A 16,591-nucleotide genomic window follows, 5' to 3' on the forward strand; every position below is an offset into this window, starting at 1 on the left:
GTATAAAAAGTCTTACAATAGAGTTAATACTATGTAGGAGGTACATACATGACTATTTTGAGTGGACGTAAAATAAGAAAAGTTTATGGAAAAAAATCAACTGCGCAAGAAGTGTTGAAAGGTATAGATATGGAAGTACAAGAAGGAGAATTTGTTGGCATAATGGGACCATCCGGTTCCGGAAAGACAACGTTATTAAATGTTCTTGCTTCGATTGATAAAGCGACTGAGGGTGTCATCGAAATCAGCGGTCACGATCTACGGACGATGAAAGAACGAGAGTTATCCAATTTCCGTCGGGAACAATTAGGTTTCATCTTCCAAGACTACAATCTCTTAGATACATTAACGGTGAAGGAAAATATACTGTTACCACTTTCTATTAGTAATATATCCAAAAAAGAAGCGGAAGCCCGTTTCAAAGAAATTACTAAAACATTAGGGATTGATGATCTCGCAAATAAATATCCAAACGAAGTATCGGGAGGACAAAAACAAAGAACATCGGCTGCACGTGCATTGATCAGTAATCCTTCCGTCGTGTTTGCCGATGAACCAACAGGGGCTCTAGATTCTAAGGCAGCTACTGCCTTACTCAGCAATTTAGAGAAAATAAATAGAGATAAAAAAGTCACAATTATGATGGTTACGCATGATGCCGTTGCCGCAAGCTTTTGTTCGCGTGTGTTATTTCTAAAGGATGGGCAATTATATACGGAACTGTATAAAGGCGAGAAAGATCGGCTGCGTTTTTATCAAGAGATTATGAGTACACAAAGTGTGCTTGGTGGTGATGGCTATGACGCTTAGTCAATTAGTTCTTCGGAGTATGAAGAAAAATATTAAGCATTACTATTTATATTTCTTTGCCCTTATATTCAGTGTAACGCTTTACTTTTCTTTTGTTACTTTGCAATACAATCCTAGTGTAGTAGATGTATCGCAAGGGGTAAAGGTTGCTGCTGGTTTAAAGGCCGCATCGTATATATTGTTATTTGTAGTAGTATTTTTTGTTCTGTATGCGAATCTGTTGTTTATGAAAAGAAGAAGTAAGGAAATTGGGCTCTATCAGCTAATAGGAATGTCTAAAGGGCTTGTTACAAGGTTATTAGTGCTTGAGAATACAATTCTTTGGGTTAGTGCACTGGCGATAGGTGTCGGACTTGGTTTTTTAACTTCTAGAGTTTTTGGAATGGTTTTACTGCGTATTTTAGAAAAAGATGTATTGGTTCAGTTAATATTTTCAGTTGAAGCACTGCAAATGACGATTTTCGTATTTCTAGTGTTATTGATCGTAGTATTGATCCAGACTGCAATTGGTATTCGACGAGTGTCATTACTTGCATTGTTTACGGCAAATGCAACAGCAGATGTAAAAGTGAAGCGATTTAGTGGACTTCAAATGTTTCTTGGCTTCATCGGTCTATTATTAATTGGTTATGGGTATTATTTATCTACTACCTTGTTCGAACTAGAAAGTGACAATCCAAATGTGCTTTTTTATAAAATGATCGCAATTTTAGTTTCAACAATTGGAGGAACATTTTTTGTATTTCGTTTTTCAGTAGCATTTATATTAAATTTAATTCGAAAACAGAAAAGAGGGCATTTGTCTATACAGGATGTATTGTCTTTAACGCCAATTATGCATCGAATGAAATCAAATGCTATGTCGTTAACAACCATTACGGTTATCTCCGCAACCGCTTTAGGTATTCTTTGTTTGTCGTATATCTCCTATTATTCAGCAGGTTCCACGGCAAAACTAAACATACCGTTTGATTATATTATCATGAATGACCAAGGCGAAGGTTTTATAGAGCTGTTAAACGAGAAGAAAATAGAATACACACAAACAGATATCGAATTGTTAAATGTAGAAGTCGATACGTCGGCTATATATGCGAATGATATGCCTGCGGGATTAAATATGGTAACTAAAGGTCCCATGATTATTACAAAGCTAAGTGATATGCAAAAAGAAATGCCAGGGCTCTCCTTAAAAGAAGGAGAAGGGTATATCACAGGATATAGTAGTATGATGTCAGAAATAGTGAAACTGGAAGAAAATAAACCAGTAGAGCTAACAACATCGAATGGAGAAGAATCTATTACCATTAAAGAAATAAGATCCGATTCATTGCTCGTCTATTATGTGACAGGTGCTGGCATGTCGATAGTCGTAACGGATGAACAATTTGATAAACTGAAAGCAGACGCTATGATCAGCGAGCAAACTATATGGAGCAAACAAATTGGTATTGATTTAGCGGAGAGTGCGCAGTTAAAAGAAGTACAAGCGATATACGAAGAAACAACGAATAATGGGCATTTTGAAGTGACTAAAGATGACGGCACGATTGACAGTGTGAACATGGATACGCAAGAAGCATATAGATTGTCTATGCTAGATATGTTTGGATTAGTGATCTTTGTAACAGGGTTCTTAGGTTTAGCATTTTTAATGACTACTGGTAGTATTCTTTACTTTAAACAAATGACGGAAGCGGAAGAAGAGAAGGCTTCCTACACAGTGCTTAGAAAAATTGGTTTCACGACGAATGAGTTGATGAAAGGAATTTATAAAAAGCAATTGTTTAACTTCGGTGTTCCTCTAGTTATTGGTTTAGCACATAGCTATTTTGCGGTCAAATCGGGATGGATGCTATTTGGCACGGAACTGGTAGCACCCTTGCTAATTACGATGGGGGTTTATGTAATTTTGTATTCGATCTTTGCATTTCTCTCTATTGGATACTATCGAAAAGTAGTGAATGAATCACTATAATGATCAATTGAAGAAAATGCCCCTTTGTTTTGAAAGCAAGGGGGCATTTTCCATTGACATTTAGGCGAAGAAGAATTAAACTTTCACTTATTAGTAATCTAGTACGCGAAAGTGAGTGTTTTTATGAATGCTGTCTTAATTGCAGTAATAGTGATGTTAGTTTTGAGTTTACTACGCATAAATGTTGTATTCTCTTTAATAATAGGTGCCTTGGTAGGAGGGCTTACAGCAGGGTTAACCTTGCCAGAAACGATTGAGGCATTTACAGGTGGGTTAGGTGCTGGAGCAACTATAGCTTTAAGTTATGGATTGCTAGGAGGGTTTGCAGTTGCTATCTCTAAAACGGGGATACCGGACTTATTGGTAATAGCAATTTTAAAGCTAGTTAAAAGCAAGGGAGAATCAAATAAAACAGGTTTTGTAAAAGTGCTAGTCTTCTTATTGCTATTATTGATGGCTGTATTTTCACAAAACTTAATCCCAATTCATATTGCATTTATACCTTTGTTAGTTCCGCCTATCTTAAAAGTATTGAACATGTTAAGGGTGGACCGAAGATTGATTGCCTGTATACTTGCGTTTGGTTTAATAACCCCATATATGTTCCTTCCATATGGGTTTGGTGCGATTTATCAAGATATCGTTGCTACTCAGATAGGGCTTTCTGGTCTGGAGGTATCATTAAGTGATATTCCCAAAGCTATGGCTTTTCCTGCACTGGGAATGGTATTTGGATTGATATCCGCCTTTGTTTTATTCCGTAAGGCTAGGAACTATAAACAAGAGGAAATAGAAGTAAGTGAATTAGAAGTAGAAGTTAAAAGGAGTAGTATTATCTTTACCGTTATCTCTTTATTAGCGGCACTGTTTGTTCAAGTGAATACAGACTCTATGATTGCTGGTGCACTTGCTGGTATCGTGGTTCTTTATATTAGTGGGACACTAAGAAGGAAAGAAGCAGATGTCCTATTAACGGAAGGTATGCGTATGATGGCTTTTGTGGGATTCGTGATGATTACAGCAAATGGCTTTGCGTCAGTTATCAATGAAACAGGACACGTCGAGAGCTTGGTGGAAGCTTCTTCAAAACTGTTGGCGGGTAATGTGAGTATAGCAGTATTAATCATGCTAGTTATTGGTTTAGTTGTGACGATGGGAATAGGATCATCTTTTGCAACCATTCCAATTATCGCTGCTATCTTTGTACCCCTTGCAATGGAACTTGGACTAAGTCCTCTAGCGACAATTGCTTTAATAGGTACTGCGGGTGCTTTAGGTGATGCTGGTTCACCAGCTTCCGACTCGACACTCGGACCCACCGCAGGGTTAAATGTAGACGGTCAGCATAATCATATTTGGGATACCTGTGTCCCGACATTTCTATGTTACAACATTCCCCTCGTCCTCTTTGGATGGATAGCGATTGTATTTGTTCTATAATAATTATTGGAAGGGCGTCTCTATAGAAGAGATGTCCTTTTATGTATTAGAGGGAAGGACATATTCCAAAAATTTCTTTAGCCTTATCAGTTGCCATTCTCAGTAGAATTTTATATACTAGACATCGGCTTCGAAAACAAATGTAAAATAGAAAAGTAGTGCTGTTAAAACAATTTAAAAGAATTTCGCTAAAACACTTGCGAAATCTTTTTTTATTGTTTATAATGTTGTAGTTGGTCTTTGACTGCGATGAAGCGAGAGGTTACCGACACACCCGGCCGCTTTGCCATGGCGAGTGATCGGAAAATTTTCGTGGAGAATGTCTAGAAAATAGGCGAGAAGGAGGGAAAATAATGGCAAAACAAAAAATTCGTATCCGTTTGAAAGCGTATGATCACAGAATCCTTGATCAATCTGCTGAGAAAATTGTGGAAACTGCTAAACGTTCAGGTGCAAGTGTATCAGGTCCGATTCCACTTCCAACTGAGAAGTCGACGTACACAATTCTTCGTGCTGTTCACAAGTACAAAGATTCTCGTGAACAATTCGAAATGCGTACGCATAAACGTCTGATCGATATCGTTAACCCAACACCACAAACTGTTGATGCGTTAATGAAGCTTGATTTACCATCTGGCGTTGATATTGAAATCAAACTTTAATGGTAAAAAAATAAAACAACAAATTATTATAGGAGGTGTGACGGATGACCAAAGGAATCTTAGGTAGAAAAATCGGTATGACGCAAGTATTTGCTGAGAACGGTGACTTAATCCCTGTAACTGTAATTGAAGCTACTCCAAACGTAGTACTTCAAAAGAAAACGGTTGAAACAGACGGTTACGAAGCTATTCAGTTAGGATTTGAAGATAAGCGCGAAAAGCTTTCTAACAAACCTGCTAAAGGGCACGTAGCAAAAGCAAGCACTGCTCCTAAGCGCTTCATCCGCGAATTCCGCGGCTTGGATACAGCTAATTACGAAGTTGGTCAAGAAGTCAACGTAGAAAGTTTTGCAGAAGGCGATGTAATTGATGTAACAGGTGTTACTAAAGGTAAAGGTTTCCAAGGTGTTATTAAACGCCACGGACAATCTCGTGGACCAATGGCTCACGGATCTCGTTACCACCGTCGTCCAGGTTCAATGGGGCCAGTTGCTCCGAACCGTGTATTTAAACAAAAGAAATTACCTGGTCAAATGGGTGGGCATGTAGTGACGATCCAAAACTTACATATCGTAAGAGTGGACGCTGAACGTAACCTACTACTTGTAAAAGGTAATGTTCCTGGTTCTCGTAAATCATTAGTAGTTGTTAAAGCTGCTATTAAATCGAAATAATCTCTTAAAGAAAGGAGGAAACAGGAATGGCAAAAGTATCTTTATTGAATCAAGCAGGATCTTCTGTTGGTGAAATCGAGTTAAACGACAAAGTTTTCGGTATTGAACCAAACGAAGCAGTTCTGTTTGAAGCTATCATTGCTCAACGTGCATCACTTCGTCAAGGTAATCACAAAGTGAAAAACCGTTCTGAAGTAGCTGGTGGTGGTCGTAAACCATGGCGTCAAAAAGGAACAGGTCGTGCTCGTCAAGGGTCGATTCGCTCTCCACAATGGCGTGGCGGTGGTGTTGTATTTGGTCCAACTCCACGTAGCTATAGCTATAAATTACCTAAAAAAGTACGTCGCTTAGCTCTTCTTTCAGCTCTTTCATCTAAAGTGCGTGAAGAAAGCATCGTAGTACTAGAAGGTTTAGCTTTTGATGCACCAAAAACAAAAGAATTCGTGAAAGTGTTATCTAACCTTTCTATCGATAAAAAAGCGTTATTCGTAACTGCTGATTTAGATGAAAACGTAGCATTAGCTGCACGTAACATCCCTGGAATCACAGTTGTGTCTGCGACAGGCATTAACGTATTAGATTTAGTAGGACACGATAAATTAGTCTTAACTAAATCTGCAGTAGAAAAAGTTGAGGAGGTGCTTGGATAATGGAAGCACGTGATATTATTAAACGTCCGGTCATTACCGAGCGTTCTTCTGAAATTATGGCGGATAAAAAGTACACTTTTGAAGTGGACACTCGCGCTAACAAAACTCAAGTTAAATATGCAGTTGAAGAAATCTTTGGCGTAGATGTTGAAAAAGTAAACATCATGAACTACAAAGGAAAATTCAAACGCGTAGGTAAATTTGGTGGTTACACAAACAAACGTCGTAAAGCGATTGTTACATTAACTCTAGATAGCAAAGAAATCGAATTATTCGAGATCTAAATCTTATAAAAACAAATCAATACTCAAGAAGGAGGGAATACAATGGCGATTAGAAAGTATAAACCAACGACAAACGGACGTCGTAACATGACATCGTTAGATTACGCTGAGATCACAACAGACAAACCTGAGAAATCACTTCTTGCTCCTGTGACACGTAAAGGCGGCCGTAACAATCAAGGTAAAATTACTGTTCGTCATCATGGTGGTGGACACAAACGCCAATACCGTATCATTGATTTCAAACGAAACAAAGATGGTATTGAAGGCCGTGTAGCTACTATTGAATATGATCCAAACCGCACTGCGAATATCGCATTGATTAACTATGTGGATGGAGAAAAACGTTATATCCTAGCTCCTAAAGGCTTACAAGTTGGAATGACAGTTGTGTCAGGTCCAGAAGCTGATATAAAAGTAGGTAACGCTCTTCCATTAGAAAACATTCCAATGGGTTCTACAATCCATAATATTGAAATGAAACCTGGTAAAGGTGGTCAGCTAGTACGTTCTGCTGGAACATCTGCACAATTACTTGGTAAAGAAGGTAAATACGTTATCGTACGTTTACAATCTGGTGAAGTTCGTTTAATCCTAGGTGTTTGCCGTGCAACTATCGGTGAAGTAGGAAATGAACAACATGAGCTAGTAAACATTGGTAAAGCAGGACGTTCTCGTTGGTTAGGTAAACGCCCAACTGTACGTGGATCTGTTATGAACCCGAACGATCACCCACACGGTGGTGGTGAAGGACGTACACCAATCGGTCGTAAGTCACCTATGTCTCCATGGGGTAAACCAACTCTTGGATACAAAACTCGTAGCAAGAAAAATAAATCCGACAAGCTTATCATTCGTCGTCGTAAAAAATAATGTGGTTTACTACGGTTCAAAGAACGGACCGTGGTGTAATCACGAAAGGGAGGATTCAGCATGGGTCGTAGCTTGAAAAAAGGACCTTTCGCAGACGATCATTTACTTAAAAAGGTCGATGCACAAAAGGATTCTGAGAAAAAACAAGTGATTAAGACTTGGTCTCGCCGTTCGACAATTTTCCCTACTTTTATCGGATTAACAATCGCAGTATATGATGGACGTAAACACGTTCCTGTATACGTGACTGAAGATATGGTAGGTCATAAACTAGGCGAGTTTGCACCAACACGCGCTTATAAAAGCCATGGTGCAGATGATAAGAAAACAAGACGCTAATTTGAGAGGAGGTCATTCAAATGTCACAAGCAAAAGCTATTGCTAGAACGGTGCGCATTGCTCCTCGTAAAGTAAGATTAGTCGTAGATTTAATCAGAGGTAAGCAAGTTGGTGAAGCAGTTGCAATTTTACAACTTACTCCTAAAACAGCATCACCTGTTGTTGAGAAAGTATTAAAATCTGCAGTTGCGAACGCTGAGCACAATTATGATTTAGATATTAACAACCTAGTTGTTTCTGAAATTTTTGTTGACGAAGGTCCAACACTAAAACGTTTCCGTCCACGTGCACAAGGTCGTGCAAGTGCGATTAACAAACGTACTAGCCACATTACTGTAGTGGTATCTGAGAAGAAGGAGGGATAATTCGTGGGTCAAAAAGTACATCCAATAGGATTACGAGTAGGTATTATTCGTGACTGGGAGTCAAAATGGTACGCTGGTAAAGACTATGCAACTCTACTTCACGAAGATTTAAAAATTCGTAAACACATTGAAACTCGTTTGAACGACGCATCTGTTTCTACTGTAGAAATCGAACGTGCTGCTAAACGTGTTAACATTACAATTCACACTGCGAAACCAGGTATGGTAATCGGTAAAGGTGGTACTGAAGTCGAAGCACTTCGTAAACACTTAAACGAACTTACTGGCAAGCGTGTACACATCAACATCGTTGAGATTAAAAGAGCTGACTTAGATGCTAAATTAGTAGCAGAAAGTATCGCACGTCAATTAGAAGGCCGCGTATCTTTCCGTCGTGCTCAAAAACAAGCAATTCAACGCACAATGCGTGCTGGCGCTAAAGGTATTAAAACTCAAGTATCTGGACGTCTAGGCGGCGCTGACATTGCGCGTGCTGAACACTATAGTGAAGGAACTGTACCACTTCATACATTACGTGCTGACATTGATTATGCACATGCTGAAGCTGACACTACTTATGGTAAGCTAGGCGTTAAAGTATGGATCTATCGTGGGGAAGTCCTTCCAGTGAAGAAGAACTCTGAGGAAGGAGGCAAATAATATGTTAATGCCTAAACGCGTTAAATATCGTCGTGAACACCGCGGAAAAATGCGTGGTGAAGCGAAAGGCGGTAAAGAAGTATCATTCGGTGAATTCGGTTTACAAGCAACTGAAGCAAGCTGGATTACAAGCCGTCAAATCGAATCTGCTCGTATTGCAATGACTCGTTACATGAAACGTGGCGGTAAAGTTTGGATTAAAATTTTCCCGCATAAACCATATACGAAAAAGCCTCTTGAGGTTCGTATGGGATCTGGTAAAGGTGCTCCTGAAGGTTGGGTAGCGGTAGTAAAACCAGGAAAAGTTATGTTTGAAATTGCTGGTGTATCTGAAGAGATCGCTCGTGAAGCGTTACGCTTAGCATCACATAAGCTTCCTGTTAAATGTAAAGTAGTTAAACGTCAAGAAATTGGTGGTGAATCTAATGAAAGCTAATGACATCCGTGAACTTACTACTGCAGAAATAGAACAAAAGGTAAAATCACTGAAAGAAGAGCTTTTCAACCTTCGCTTCCAATTGGCGACTGGTCAATTAGAAAACACAGCTCGCATTCGTGAAGTACGTAAAGCGATTGCGCGTATGAAAACTGTGATTCGCGAAAGAGAAATCAGTGCAAACAACTGATAAAGGAGGTTTTCAGGCATGACTGAGCGTAATCAACGCAAAGTATACACAGGCCGTGTTGTTTCAGATAAAATGGATAAAACAATTACTGTTTTAGTTGAAACTCATAAAAAGCATAAGTTATACGGTAAACGTGTTAAATATTCGAAGAAATTTAAAACTCATGATGAGCAAAACGAAGCACAAATCGGTGATATCGTGCGTATCATGGAAACTCGTCCGTTATCAGCTACAAAACGTTTCCGCCTAGTGGAAATTGTAGAAAAAGCGGTTATTATCTAATAATAAATTTCGGAACTAATTCATTCCGAAGGGAGGTTACCTAAGTGATCCAACAAGAAACTCGTATGAAAGTTGCTGACAACTCAGGTGCACGTGAAGTTTTAACAATTAAAGTACTTGGTGGTACTGGTCGTAAAACTGCTAATATCGGCGATATCGTCGTATGTACAGTTAAGAAAGCAACACCAGGTGGCGTTGTCAAGAAAGGTGACGTCGTTAAAGCTGTAATCGTTCGCACTAAAAGCGGCGTACGCCGTAAAGACGGTACTTATATCAAATTTGATGAAAACGCATGTGTTATTATCAAAGATGATAAAGGGCCGCGTGGAACTCGTATTTTCGGACCTGTTGCGCGTGAACTACGTGACAGCAACTTCATGAAAATCGTATCTTTAGCTCCAGAAGTTCTTTAATTTACATGAAAGTGCCAATCAAGGAGGTGCGACAGAATGCATGTTAAAAAAGGCGACAAAGTAATGGTAATCTCAGGTAAAGACAAAGGAAAAACAGGTGTTATCCTTGCAGCTTTCCCTAAGAAAGACCGTGTGTTAGTTGAAGGTGTAAACATCATCAAAAAACATATGAAGCCAAATCAAGTTAATCCGCAAGGTGGAATTGTAAGCCAAGAGGCAGCAATTCACGTATCGAATGTTATGTTAATCGACCCTAAAACTGGCGAGCCGACTCGCGTAGGTTATAAAGTAGAAGATGGCAAAAAAGTTCGTGTTGCGAAAAAATCCGGTGAAATTATTAAATAAGTAAAGAGAAGGGAGGTACACACATGAACCGCCTAAAAGAAAAGTATCTTAAGGAAGTTTCTCCTGCTCTAATGAGCAAGTTTGAATATAAATCAGTAATGCAAGTACCTAAAGTTGATAAAATCGTTATCAACATGGGTGTGGGCGATGCTGTATCTAATACAAAAGCACTTGATGCTGCTGTTGAAGAATTACAAATTATCTCAGGTCAAAAACCTGTAGTTACGAAAGCTAAAAAATCGATCGCTGGTTTCCGTCTTCGTGAAGGAATGCCAATCGGAGCAAAAGTTACACTACGTGGAGAGCGTATGTATGACTTCTTGGATAAATTGATCGCTATCTCTCTTCCACGTGTACGTGACTTCCGTGGTGTTTCTAAAAAAGCATTTGATGGTCGCGGTAACTACACTCTTGGAGTGAAAGAGCAATTAATCTTCCCTGAAATCGATTATGATAAAGTTTCGAAAGTACGCGGTATGGACATCGTAATTGTAACAACTGCGAACTCTGACGAAGAAGCTCGTGAGTTATTAACACAGTTCGGTATGCCATTCCAAAAGTAAACTAAGGGAGGCGAAAACGTGGCTAAAAAATCAATGGTCGTTAAACAACAACGTACGCCAAAGTTCAAAGTGCAAGAATACACACGCTGTGAGCGTTGTGGACGTCCGCACTCTGTATATCGTAAATTTAAGCTTTGCCGTATTTGTTTCCGTGAACTTGCATACAAGGGACAAATTCCTGGCGTTAAAAAAGCAAGCTGGTAAACCCCTATAAATGGGAAGGAGGTAAATGTAATGACAATGTCAGATCCAATTGCAGATATGCTTACACGCATTCGTAATGCTAACATGGTTCGTCACGAGAAATTGGAAGTTCCTGCTTCAAACATGAAAAAGGAAATCGCTGAAATCCTAAAGCGCGAAGGTTTCGTACGTGATGTAGAATTAGTAGAAGATAGCAAACAAGGTATCATCCGTATCTTCTTAAAATATGGTCAAAACGACGAGCGCGTTATTACTGGTTTGAAACGTATTTCAAAACCTGGTCTACGCGTTTACGCAAAAACAAACGAAGTGCCTAAAGTACTTAACGGTTTAGGAATTGCTTTAGTTTCTACTTCAAATGGTTTATTAACAGATAAAGAAGCTCGCGCTAAACAAGTTGGCGGAGAAATCGTAGCTTACGTTTGGTAATAATCAACAAACGAATGGAGGTGCAACAAAATGTCTCGAGTAGGTAAAAAACCAATAGAGGTTCCTGCAGATGTTACTGTTACAGTTAACGCTGATAACACAGTAGTAGTAAAAGGACCAAAAGGTGAATTAACAAATTCTTTTAACCAAGATATTAAAATTGAGCAAGAAGGTAATGTAATTACTTTAGTACGTCCTTCAGAGTCTAAAGAACACCGTACAATCCACGGTACAACACGTGCTTTATTAGCAAATATGGTCACTGGTGTATCACAAGGATTCGAACGTGGTCTTGAATTAGTTGGGGTTGGTTATCGTGCGCAACTACAAGGAACTAAACTTGTACTTAACGTAGGATACTCTCACCCAGTAGAATTCACTCCTGAAGACGGAGTAGTAGTTGAAGTTCCTTCTAATACAAAAGTTATCGTTCGCGGTATTAACAAAGAACGCGTTGGTGCATTAGCATCTAACATCCGTGCTGTTCGTCCACCAGAGCCTTACAAAGGTAAAGGTATTCGTTATGAAGGCGAAGTTGTACGCCGCAAAGAAGGTAAAACAGGTAAATAATGCATTTCGCATTAGAAAGGAGTGACCACTGTGATTACGAAACAAGACAAAAATCAAGTTCGTAAGAAACGTCATGCACGTGTTCGTACAAAAATCACGGGTACTACTGAACGTCCTCGTTTAAATGTATTCCGTTCTAACAAACATATCTACGCACAATTGATCGATGATTCACAAGGTGTAACAATCGTGAGTGCGTCTACTATGGATAAAGACTTTAATGGTACAGCTGGAAATGTTGAAGCTGCTACATTAATCGGTGAAACAATCGCAAAACGCGCTGTTGAAAAGAACATTAAATCTGTTGTATTCGACCGTGGCGGTTACTTATATCATGGACGTGTTAAAGCTTTGGCTGAAGCTGCACGTGAAAACGGCTTAGAATTTTAAGAAGAAGGAGGGACATATTTCATGCGTGGTATTGACCCAAACAAACTTGAACTTGAAGAACGCGTAGTAACGATTAATCGTGTTGCTAAAGTTGTAAAAGGTGGACGTCGTTTCCGTTTTACTGCATTAGTAGTAGTTGGAGATAAAGACGGACATGTTGGATTTGGTACTGGTAAAGCTCAAGAGGTTCCAGATGCAATCCGTAAAGCAGTTGAAGATGCAAAGAAAAACTTAGTCGAAGTACCAAGAGTTGGAGGAACTACTCCTCACCAAATTATTGGACGCTTCGGAGCTGGATCTGTTCTAGTTAAACCAGCTGCACCTGGTACAGGAGTTATCGCTGGTGGACCGGTTCGTGCTGTTCTAGAATTAGCAGGTATCACAGACATTCTTTCTAAATCACTTGGTTCTAACACACCTATTAACATGGTTCGTGCTACAATCCAAGGTTTAACAGAACTAAAACGTGCTGAGGACGTTGCTAAATTACGTGGTAAATCAGTAGAAGAACTGTTAGGATAAGGGGGGAAATTGACAATGGCAACTAAATTAGAAATCACCCTTACTAAAAGCTTGATTGGTACGAAACCAAATCAACGCAAAACAGCTGAAGCCCTTGGACTACGTAAATTACACCAAACTGTTGAGCATCAAGACAATGCTGCTATCCGTGGGATGGTTGGCAAAGTAGCTCACTTGGTAACACTTAAAGAAATTTAAGGTATATCTTAATAATAAGGAGGTGCCACCAAATGAAACTTCATGAGTTAAAACCAGCAGAAGGATCTCGTTCTACGCGTAACCGTGTAGGTCGTGGTACCGGTTCTGGTAATGGTAAAACTGCAGGTAAAGGTCATAAAGGTCAAAACGCTCGTTCAGGCGGAGGAGTTCGTCCTGGTTTTGAGGGCGGTCAGAACCCATTATTCCGTCGTTTACCAAAACGTGGATTTACGAACATTAATCGTAAAGAGTTTGCAATTGTGAACCTTGACACATTAAATCGTTTCGAAGAAGGCACAGAAGTAACACCTGCTTTATTAATTGAAACAGGTGTTGTGAGCAGTGAAAAATCTGGTATTAAGATTCTAGGTAATGGAACTCTTGATAAGAAGTTAACAGTAAAAGCTCATAAATTCTCTGCTTCAGCTAAAGAAGCAATTGAGAATGCTGGCGGACAAACTGAGGTGGTTTAATGTTTCAGACGATCTCCAACTTTATGCGTGTGAGAGATATTCGAAATAAAATCATTTTTACTTTATTGATGTTAATCGTCTTTCGTCTAGGGACATTCGTTCCTGTACCTTATGTCGATGCCAATGTTTTAAAGCAAACAGATCAATTAGGCTTGATTGGTTTCTTAAATACATTTGGTGGTGGAGCCCTTGCTAACTTTTCTATTTTAGCAATGGGTATCATGCCTTACATCACAGCATCCATTATTGTTCAATTATTGCAGATGGATGTTGTACCGAAGTTTACCGAGTGGGCTAAACAAGGAGAAGTTGGAAGACGTAAACTTGCTCAATTCACTCGTTACTTCACTATTGTGTTAGCTTTTATTCAAGCAATTGCTATGTCATATGGTTTTAACCGTATGTATGGCGGTTCTTTAATAAAAGAAGAAGGCATCTTAAATTATGTTGTAATTGCAATTGTATTAACTGCAGGAACTGCATTTTTAATGTGGTTAGGAGAACAGATTACATCAAAAGGTGTTGGTAATGGTATTTCTATTATTATCTTCGCTGGGATCGTAGCTGCTATTCCAAATGCAGCAAACCAAGTGTATGCACAGTTTATTGAAGGTGCTGGAGAAGCACTATTTATCAATATTGTGATTGTTATATTACTATTATTAGCAATTATTGCTGTTACAGTTGGAGTAATTTACGTTCAACAAGCGTTGCGTAAAATTCCAATCCAATATGCAAAACGTGTTGCTGGCACAGCCCAAACGGGTGGTCAACAAACGCACTTGCCTTTAAAAGTAAATGCGGCGGGAGTAATTCCGGTAATCTTTGCTTCTGCTTTTCTTATGGCGCCTCAGTCTCTTGTTCTGTTCTTCGGACAGAATAGTACGACTGAATTCATAACAAGAGCATTAGATTATACACAACCTATTGGTATGATTATTTACATTGCTTTAATTGTTGCCTTTACTTACTTCTATGCATTCATTCAAGTGAATCCAGAAAATGTAGCGGACAATTTGAAAAAGCAAGGTGCTTATATTCCGGGTATTCGCCCAGGTATAAACACACAAAGTTATTTGACTAGCGTATTATATCGATTAACTTTTGTCGGTTCTATTTTCTTAGCTGTAATTGCCATAATGCCATTACTATTTGTTAAATTTGCGGGTCTACCGCAATCAGCTCAAATTGGTGGTACCAGCTTACTTATTGTGGTTGGGGTTGCATTAGAGTCAATGAAACAATTGGAATCACAATTAGTTAAACGTCATTATAAAGGCTTTATGAAATAATATGGTTTTTAGGAACTGTTTATGTTCCTAAAAATCTACAAATAGTCCTGAGGGGGTATTTTCGTATGAATATCGTTTTAATGGGTCTGCCAGGTGCTGGTAAAGGTACGCAGGCAGATAAAATTGTTGAGAAGTACGCAATCCCTCATATTTCTACAGGCGATATGTTTCGTGCAGCTATTAAAGATGGCACGGAGCTTGGTTTAAAAGCAAAATCGTTTATGGATCAAGGTGCATTAGTACCGGATGAAGTAACGATAGGTATCGTTCGCGATAGATTAAGTAAACCAGACTGCGAAAAAGGATTCCTACTTGATGGTTTTCCACGTACTGTACCGCAAGCAGAAGCGCTAGATGCTTTACTTACGGATCTTGGAAAATCAATTGAGCATGTGCTTAATATTCAAGTAGAACAAGATGAATTGATCAAACGTCTAACTGGCCGTCGTATTTGTAAAGTATGCGGCACTGCTTATCATTTAGTCTTTAACCCACCAATTACTGATGGGGTATGTGACAAAGATGGTGGAGAGCTTTATCAACGTGCGGATGATAATCCGGAAACGGTAACTAACCGTCTGGAAGTAAATATGAAGCAAACACAACCTTTGCTTGACTTTTACGACAACAAAGGTGTTTTAACAAATATAGATGGACAGCAAGATATTACAAAAGTATTTGCTGATCTAGATGCTCTGTTACAGGGCAACCGCATCTAATAGCCCGGTGCCTGTCGCAGACGACTGAATACCCGGGCACTATGCATGAGAACGAAGACGTTTTTTTCGAGAGCTGCAAAAGCATATTGCGCCCGGTATACGAACTCAGATGAATAGAAATGTATTTATAACGAGGACCCCCTAGTCCACGTGCATTTTGACTTCTGAAAGGGTATAATGGGTTTCGTGGAAGCATCTATGTAACGAACGGGTACTATGGAACTCATCCAACACATTCGTGCGAACATGTTGACATGAGGGAGACGGGTTTCTACCAGTCAGTCTACTCCGTGGATTGCAAAAAGCGAAACCTTACGAGTGTCTTTCGAACATCTCTCATGATTTCCAAACATATGCTTGAAACGAATAGTTTCGTTCCGTTAGAGGCTATACTAAAAGCAAATTACGTTTGAGTTTTGATGAGAACCTGATTTGTATATAGAAGGGAGACAGGGTTGATGGCGAAAGATGATGTAATTGAAGTCGAAGGAACAGTTGTTGAGACTTTGCCAAACGCGATGTTTAAGGTAGAATTAGAAAACGGTCATACGATACTTGCGCATGTATCGGGTAAAATTCGTATGCACTTTATCCGCATTTTACCTGGAGATAAAGTCACAATTGAACTTTCTCCTTACGATTTAACTCGCGGTCGTATCACGTACCGTTTTAAATAATCTTTTGCACTCCGGACTACTAAGGAGGTTGGGTTAGATGAAAGTGAGACCATCTGTTAAGCCGATCTGCGAAAAATGTAAAGTAATTCGCCGACGCGGTAAAGTAATGGTAATCTGTGAAAATCCTAAACACAAACAAAGACAAGGATAATT

General features: G+C 39.2%; 28 protein-coding genes. All 28 read left to right on the plus strand.

Annotated elements, in window-relative coordinates; all coding sequences use genetic code 11:
* Positions 1-48 precede the first annotated feature (48 nt).
* The 28 genes from FG382_RS07000 to rpmJ all read left to right on the plus strand — a co-directional run bounded on the left by FG382_RS07000 (position 49) and on the right by rpmJ (position 16,589).
* Positions 49-810, plus strand: coding sequence for an ABC transporter ATP-binding protein (locus FG382_RS07000; RefSeq protein WP_142538187.1), 762 nt, complete (start codon positions 49-51; stop codon positions 808-810).
* A 19-nt stretch (positions 811-829) separates the two neighbouring features.
* On the plus strand, positions 830-2,788 hold the full coding sequence (locus FG382_RS07005; protein ID WP_244950523.1) for an FtsX-like permease family protein: 1,959 nt from the start codon (positions 830-832) through the stop codon (positions 2,786-2,788).
* Between the two features lie 123 nt (positions 2,789-2,911).
* A complete protein-coding gene (locus tag FG382_RS07010; RefSeq protein WP_142538189.1) occupies positions 2,912-4,228 on the plus strand; it encodes a Na+/H+ antiporter family protein in 1,317 nt (438 codons plus the stop codon).
* A 353-nt stretch (positions 4,229-4,581) separates the two neighbouring features.
* The gene (rpsJ, locus tag FG382_RS07015) at positions 4,582-4,890 is read left to right on the plus strand and encodes a 30S ribosomal protein S10 (protein WP_093274779.1); all 309 of its coding nucleotides are present in this window, start codon (positions 4,582-4,584) and stop codon (positions 4,888-4,890) included.
* A gap of 44 nt (positions 4,891-4,934) precedes the next feature.
* The gene (rplC, locus tag FG382_RS07020; RefSeq protein WP_142538190.1) at positions 4,935-5,564 is read left to right on the plus strand and encodes a 50S ribosomal protein L3; all 630 of its coding nucleotides are present in this window, start codon (positions 4,935-4,937) and stop codon (positions 5,562-5,564) included.
* A gap of 26 nt (positions 5,565-5,590) precedes the next feature.
* Complete coding sequence (rplD, locus tag FG382_RS07025) at positions 5,591-6,214, plus strand: 50S ribosomal protein L4 (protein ID WP_142538191.1); 624 nt, start codon at positions 5,591-5,593, stop codon at positions 6,212-6,214.
* Positions 6,214-6,498 carry a 50S ribosomal protein L23 gene (rplW, locus tag FG382_RS07030; protein WP_142538192.1) on the plus strand — a complete coding sequence of 95 codons (285 nt, stop codon included), beginning with the start codon at positions 6,214-6,216 and terminating at the stop codon, positions 6,496-6,498. Before rplD ends, rplW begins: the two co-directional genes overlap by 1 nt.
* Positions 6,499-6,540: 42 nt before the next feature.
* The gene (gene rplB / locus FG382_RS07035; RefSeq protein WP_142538193.1) at positions 6,541-7,371 is read left to right on the plus strand and encodes a 50S ribosomal protein L2; all 831 of its coding nucleotides are present in this window, start codon (positions 6,541-6,543) and stop codon (positions 7,369-7,371) included.
* Between the two features lie 60 nt (positions 7,372-7,431).
* Complete coding sequence (gene rpsS / locus FG382_RS07040) at positions 7,432-7,710, plus strand: 30S ribosomal protein S19 (protein ID WP_090567829.1); 279 nt, start codon at positions 7,432-7,434, stop codon at positions 7,708-7,710.
* 20 nt (positions 7,711-7,730) lie between these two features.
* The gene (gene rplV / locus FG382_RS07045; RefSeq protein WP_142538194.1) at positions 7,731-8,075 is read left to right on the plus strand and encodes a 50S ribosomal protein L22; all 345 of its coding nucleotides are present in this window, start codon (positions 7,731-7,733) and stop codon (positions 8,073-8,075) included.
* 3 nt (positions 8,076-8,078) lie between these two features.
* A complete protein-coding gene (gene rpsC, locus FG382_RS07050) occupies positions 8,079-8,735 on the plus strand; it encodes a 30S ribosomal protein S3 (protein ID WP_093274747.1) in 657 nt (218 codons plus the stop codon).
* Position 8,736: 1 nt separating this feature from the next.
* The gene (gene rplP / locus FG382_RS07055; RefSeq protein ID WP_053591324.1) at positions 8,737-9,171 is read left to right on the plus strand and encodes a 50S ribosomal protein L16; all 435 of its coding nucleotides are present in this window, start codon (positions 8,737-8,739) and stop codon (positions 9,169-9,171) included.
* Entirely contained in the window at positions 9,161-9,361 is a 201-nt protein-coding gene (rpmC, locus tag FG382_RS07060; RefSeq protein WP_053591325.1) for a 50S ribosomal protein L29, read from the plus strand. The genes rplP and rpmC overlap by 11 nt, the downstream gene beginning before the upstream one ends.
* Positions 9,362-9,379: 18 nt before the next feature.
* Entirely contained in the window at positions 9,380-9,643 is a 264-nt protein-coding gene (gene rpsQ / locus FG382_RS07065) for a 30S ribosomal protein S17 (RefSeq protein ID WP_142538195.1), read from the plus strand.
* A 44-nt stretch (positions 9,644-9,687) separates the two neighbouring features.
* Positions 9,688-10,056, plus strand: a complete 369-nt coding sequence (gene rplN / locus FG382_RS07070; RefSeq protein ID WP_053591327.1) for a 50S ribosomal protein L14 — start codon at positions 9,688-9,690, stop codon at positions 10,054-10,056.
* Between the two features lie 36 nt (positions 10,057-10,092).
* On the plus strand, positions 10,093-10,401 hold the full coding sequence (gene rplX / locus FG382_RS07075; protein WP_142538196.1) for a 50S ribosomal protein L24: 309 nt from the start codon (positions 10,093-10,095) through the stop codon (positions 10,399-10,401).
* 23 nt (positions 10,402-10,424) lie between these two features.
* Positions 10,425-10,964, plus strand: coding sequence for a 50S ribosomal protein L5 (gene rplE / locus FG382_RS07080; RefSeq protein ID WP_142538197.1), 540 nt, complete (start codon positions 10,425-10,427; stop codon positions 10,962-10,964).
* 18 nt (positions 10,965-10,982) lie between these two features.
* Positions 10,983-11,168 (plus strand): 30S ribosomal protein S14, encoded by a 186-nt coding sequence (rpsN, locus tag FG382_RS07085; RefSeq protein ID WP_090567851.1) that lies wholly within the window; start codon positions 10,983-10,985, stop codon positions 11,166-11,168.
* A gap of 30 nt (positions 11,169-11,198) precedes the next feature.
* Positions 11,199-11,597 carry a 30S ribosomal protein S8 gene (rpsH, locus tag FG382_RS07090; protein ID WP_142538198.1) on the plus strand — a complete coding sequence of 133 codons (399 nt, stop codon included), beginning with the start codon at positions 11,199-11,201 and terminating at the stop codon, positions 11,595-11,597.
* A 30-nt stretch (positions 11,598-11,627) separates the two neighbouring features.
* Positions 11,628-12,167: a 50S ribosomal protein L6 gene (gene rplF / locus FG382_RS07095; protein WP_142538199.1), complete on the plus strand. Its 540-nt coding sequence runs from the start codon at positions 11,628-11,630 to the stop codon at positions 12,165-12,167.
* Between the two features lie 30 nt (positions 12,168-12,197).
* Positions 12,198-12,557, plus strand: coding sequence for a 50S ribosomal protein L18 (gene rplR, locus FG382_RS07100; protein WP_142538200.1), 360 nt, complete (start codon positions 12,198-12,200; stop codon positions 12,555-12,557).
* Between the two features lie 21 nt (positions 12,558-12,578).
* Entirely contained in the window at positions 12,579-13,079 is a 501-nt protein-coding gene (gene rpsE, locus FG382_RS07105) for a 30S ribosomal protein S5 (protein ID WP_093274720.1), read from the plus strand.
* A gap of 15 nt (positions 13,080-13,094) precedes the next feature.
* Positions 13,095-13,277: a 50S ribosomal protein L30 gene (gene rpmD, locus FG382_RS07110; protein ID WP_142538201.1), complete on the plus strand. Its 183-nt coding sequence runs from the start codon at positions 13,095-13,097 to the stop codon at positions 13,275-13,277.
* Between the two features lie 32 nt (positions 13,278-13,309).
* On the plus strand, positions 13,310-13,750 hold the full coding sequence (rplO, locus tag FG382_RS07115) for a 50S ribosomal protein L15 (protein ID WP_142538202.1): 441 nt from the start codon (positions 13,310-13,312) through the stop codon (positions 13,748-13,750).
* Positions 13,750-15,042 carry a preprotein translocase subunit SecY gene (secY, locus tag FG382_RS07120; protein ID WP_142538203.1) on the plus strand — a complete coding sequence of 431 codons (1,293 nt, stop codon included), beginning with the start codon at positions 13,750-13,752 and terminating at the stop codon, positions 15,040-15,042. The genes rplO and secY overlap by 1 nt, the downstream gene beginning before the upstream one ends.
* Positions 15,043-15,107: 65 nt before the next feature.
* Positions 15,108-15,761: an adenylate kinase gene (locus FG382_RS07125; protein ID WP_142538204.1), complete on the plus strand. Its 654-nt coding sequence runs from the start codon at positions 15,108-15,110 to the stop codon at positions 15,759-15,761.
* Between the two features lie 458 nt (positions 15,762-16,219).
* On the plus strand, positions 16,220-16,438 hold the full coding sequence (gene infA / locus FG382_RS07130; protein WP_016429904.1) for a translation initiation factor IF-1: 219 nt from the start codon (positions 16,220-16,222) through the stop codon (positions 16,436-16,438).
* 37 nt (positions 16,439-16,475) lie between these two features.
* Positions 16,476-16,589 carry a 50S ribosomal protein L36 gene (gene rpmJ / locus FG382_RS07135; protein WP_003247619.1) on the plus strand — a complete coding sequence of 38 codons (114 nt, stop codon included), beginning with the start codon at positions 16,476-16,478 and terminating at the stop codon, positions 16,587-16,589.
* The last annotated feature ends 2 nt before the right edge of the window (positions 16,590-16,591 follow it).

Origin of the sequence: Psychrobacillus lasiicapitis, from assembly GCF_006861795.1 — a bacterium.
Taxonomy (GTDB): Bacteria; Bacillota; Bacilli; order Bacillales_A; family Planococcaceae; genus Psychrobacillus; species Psychrobacillus lasiicapitis.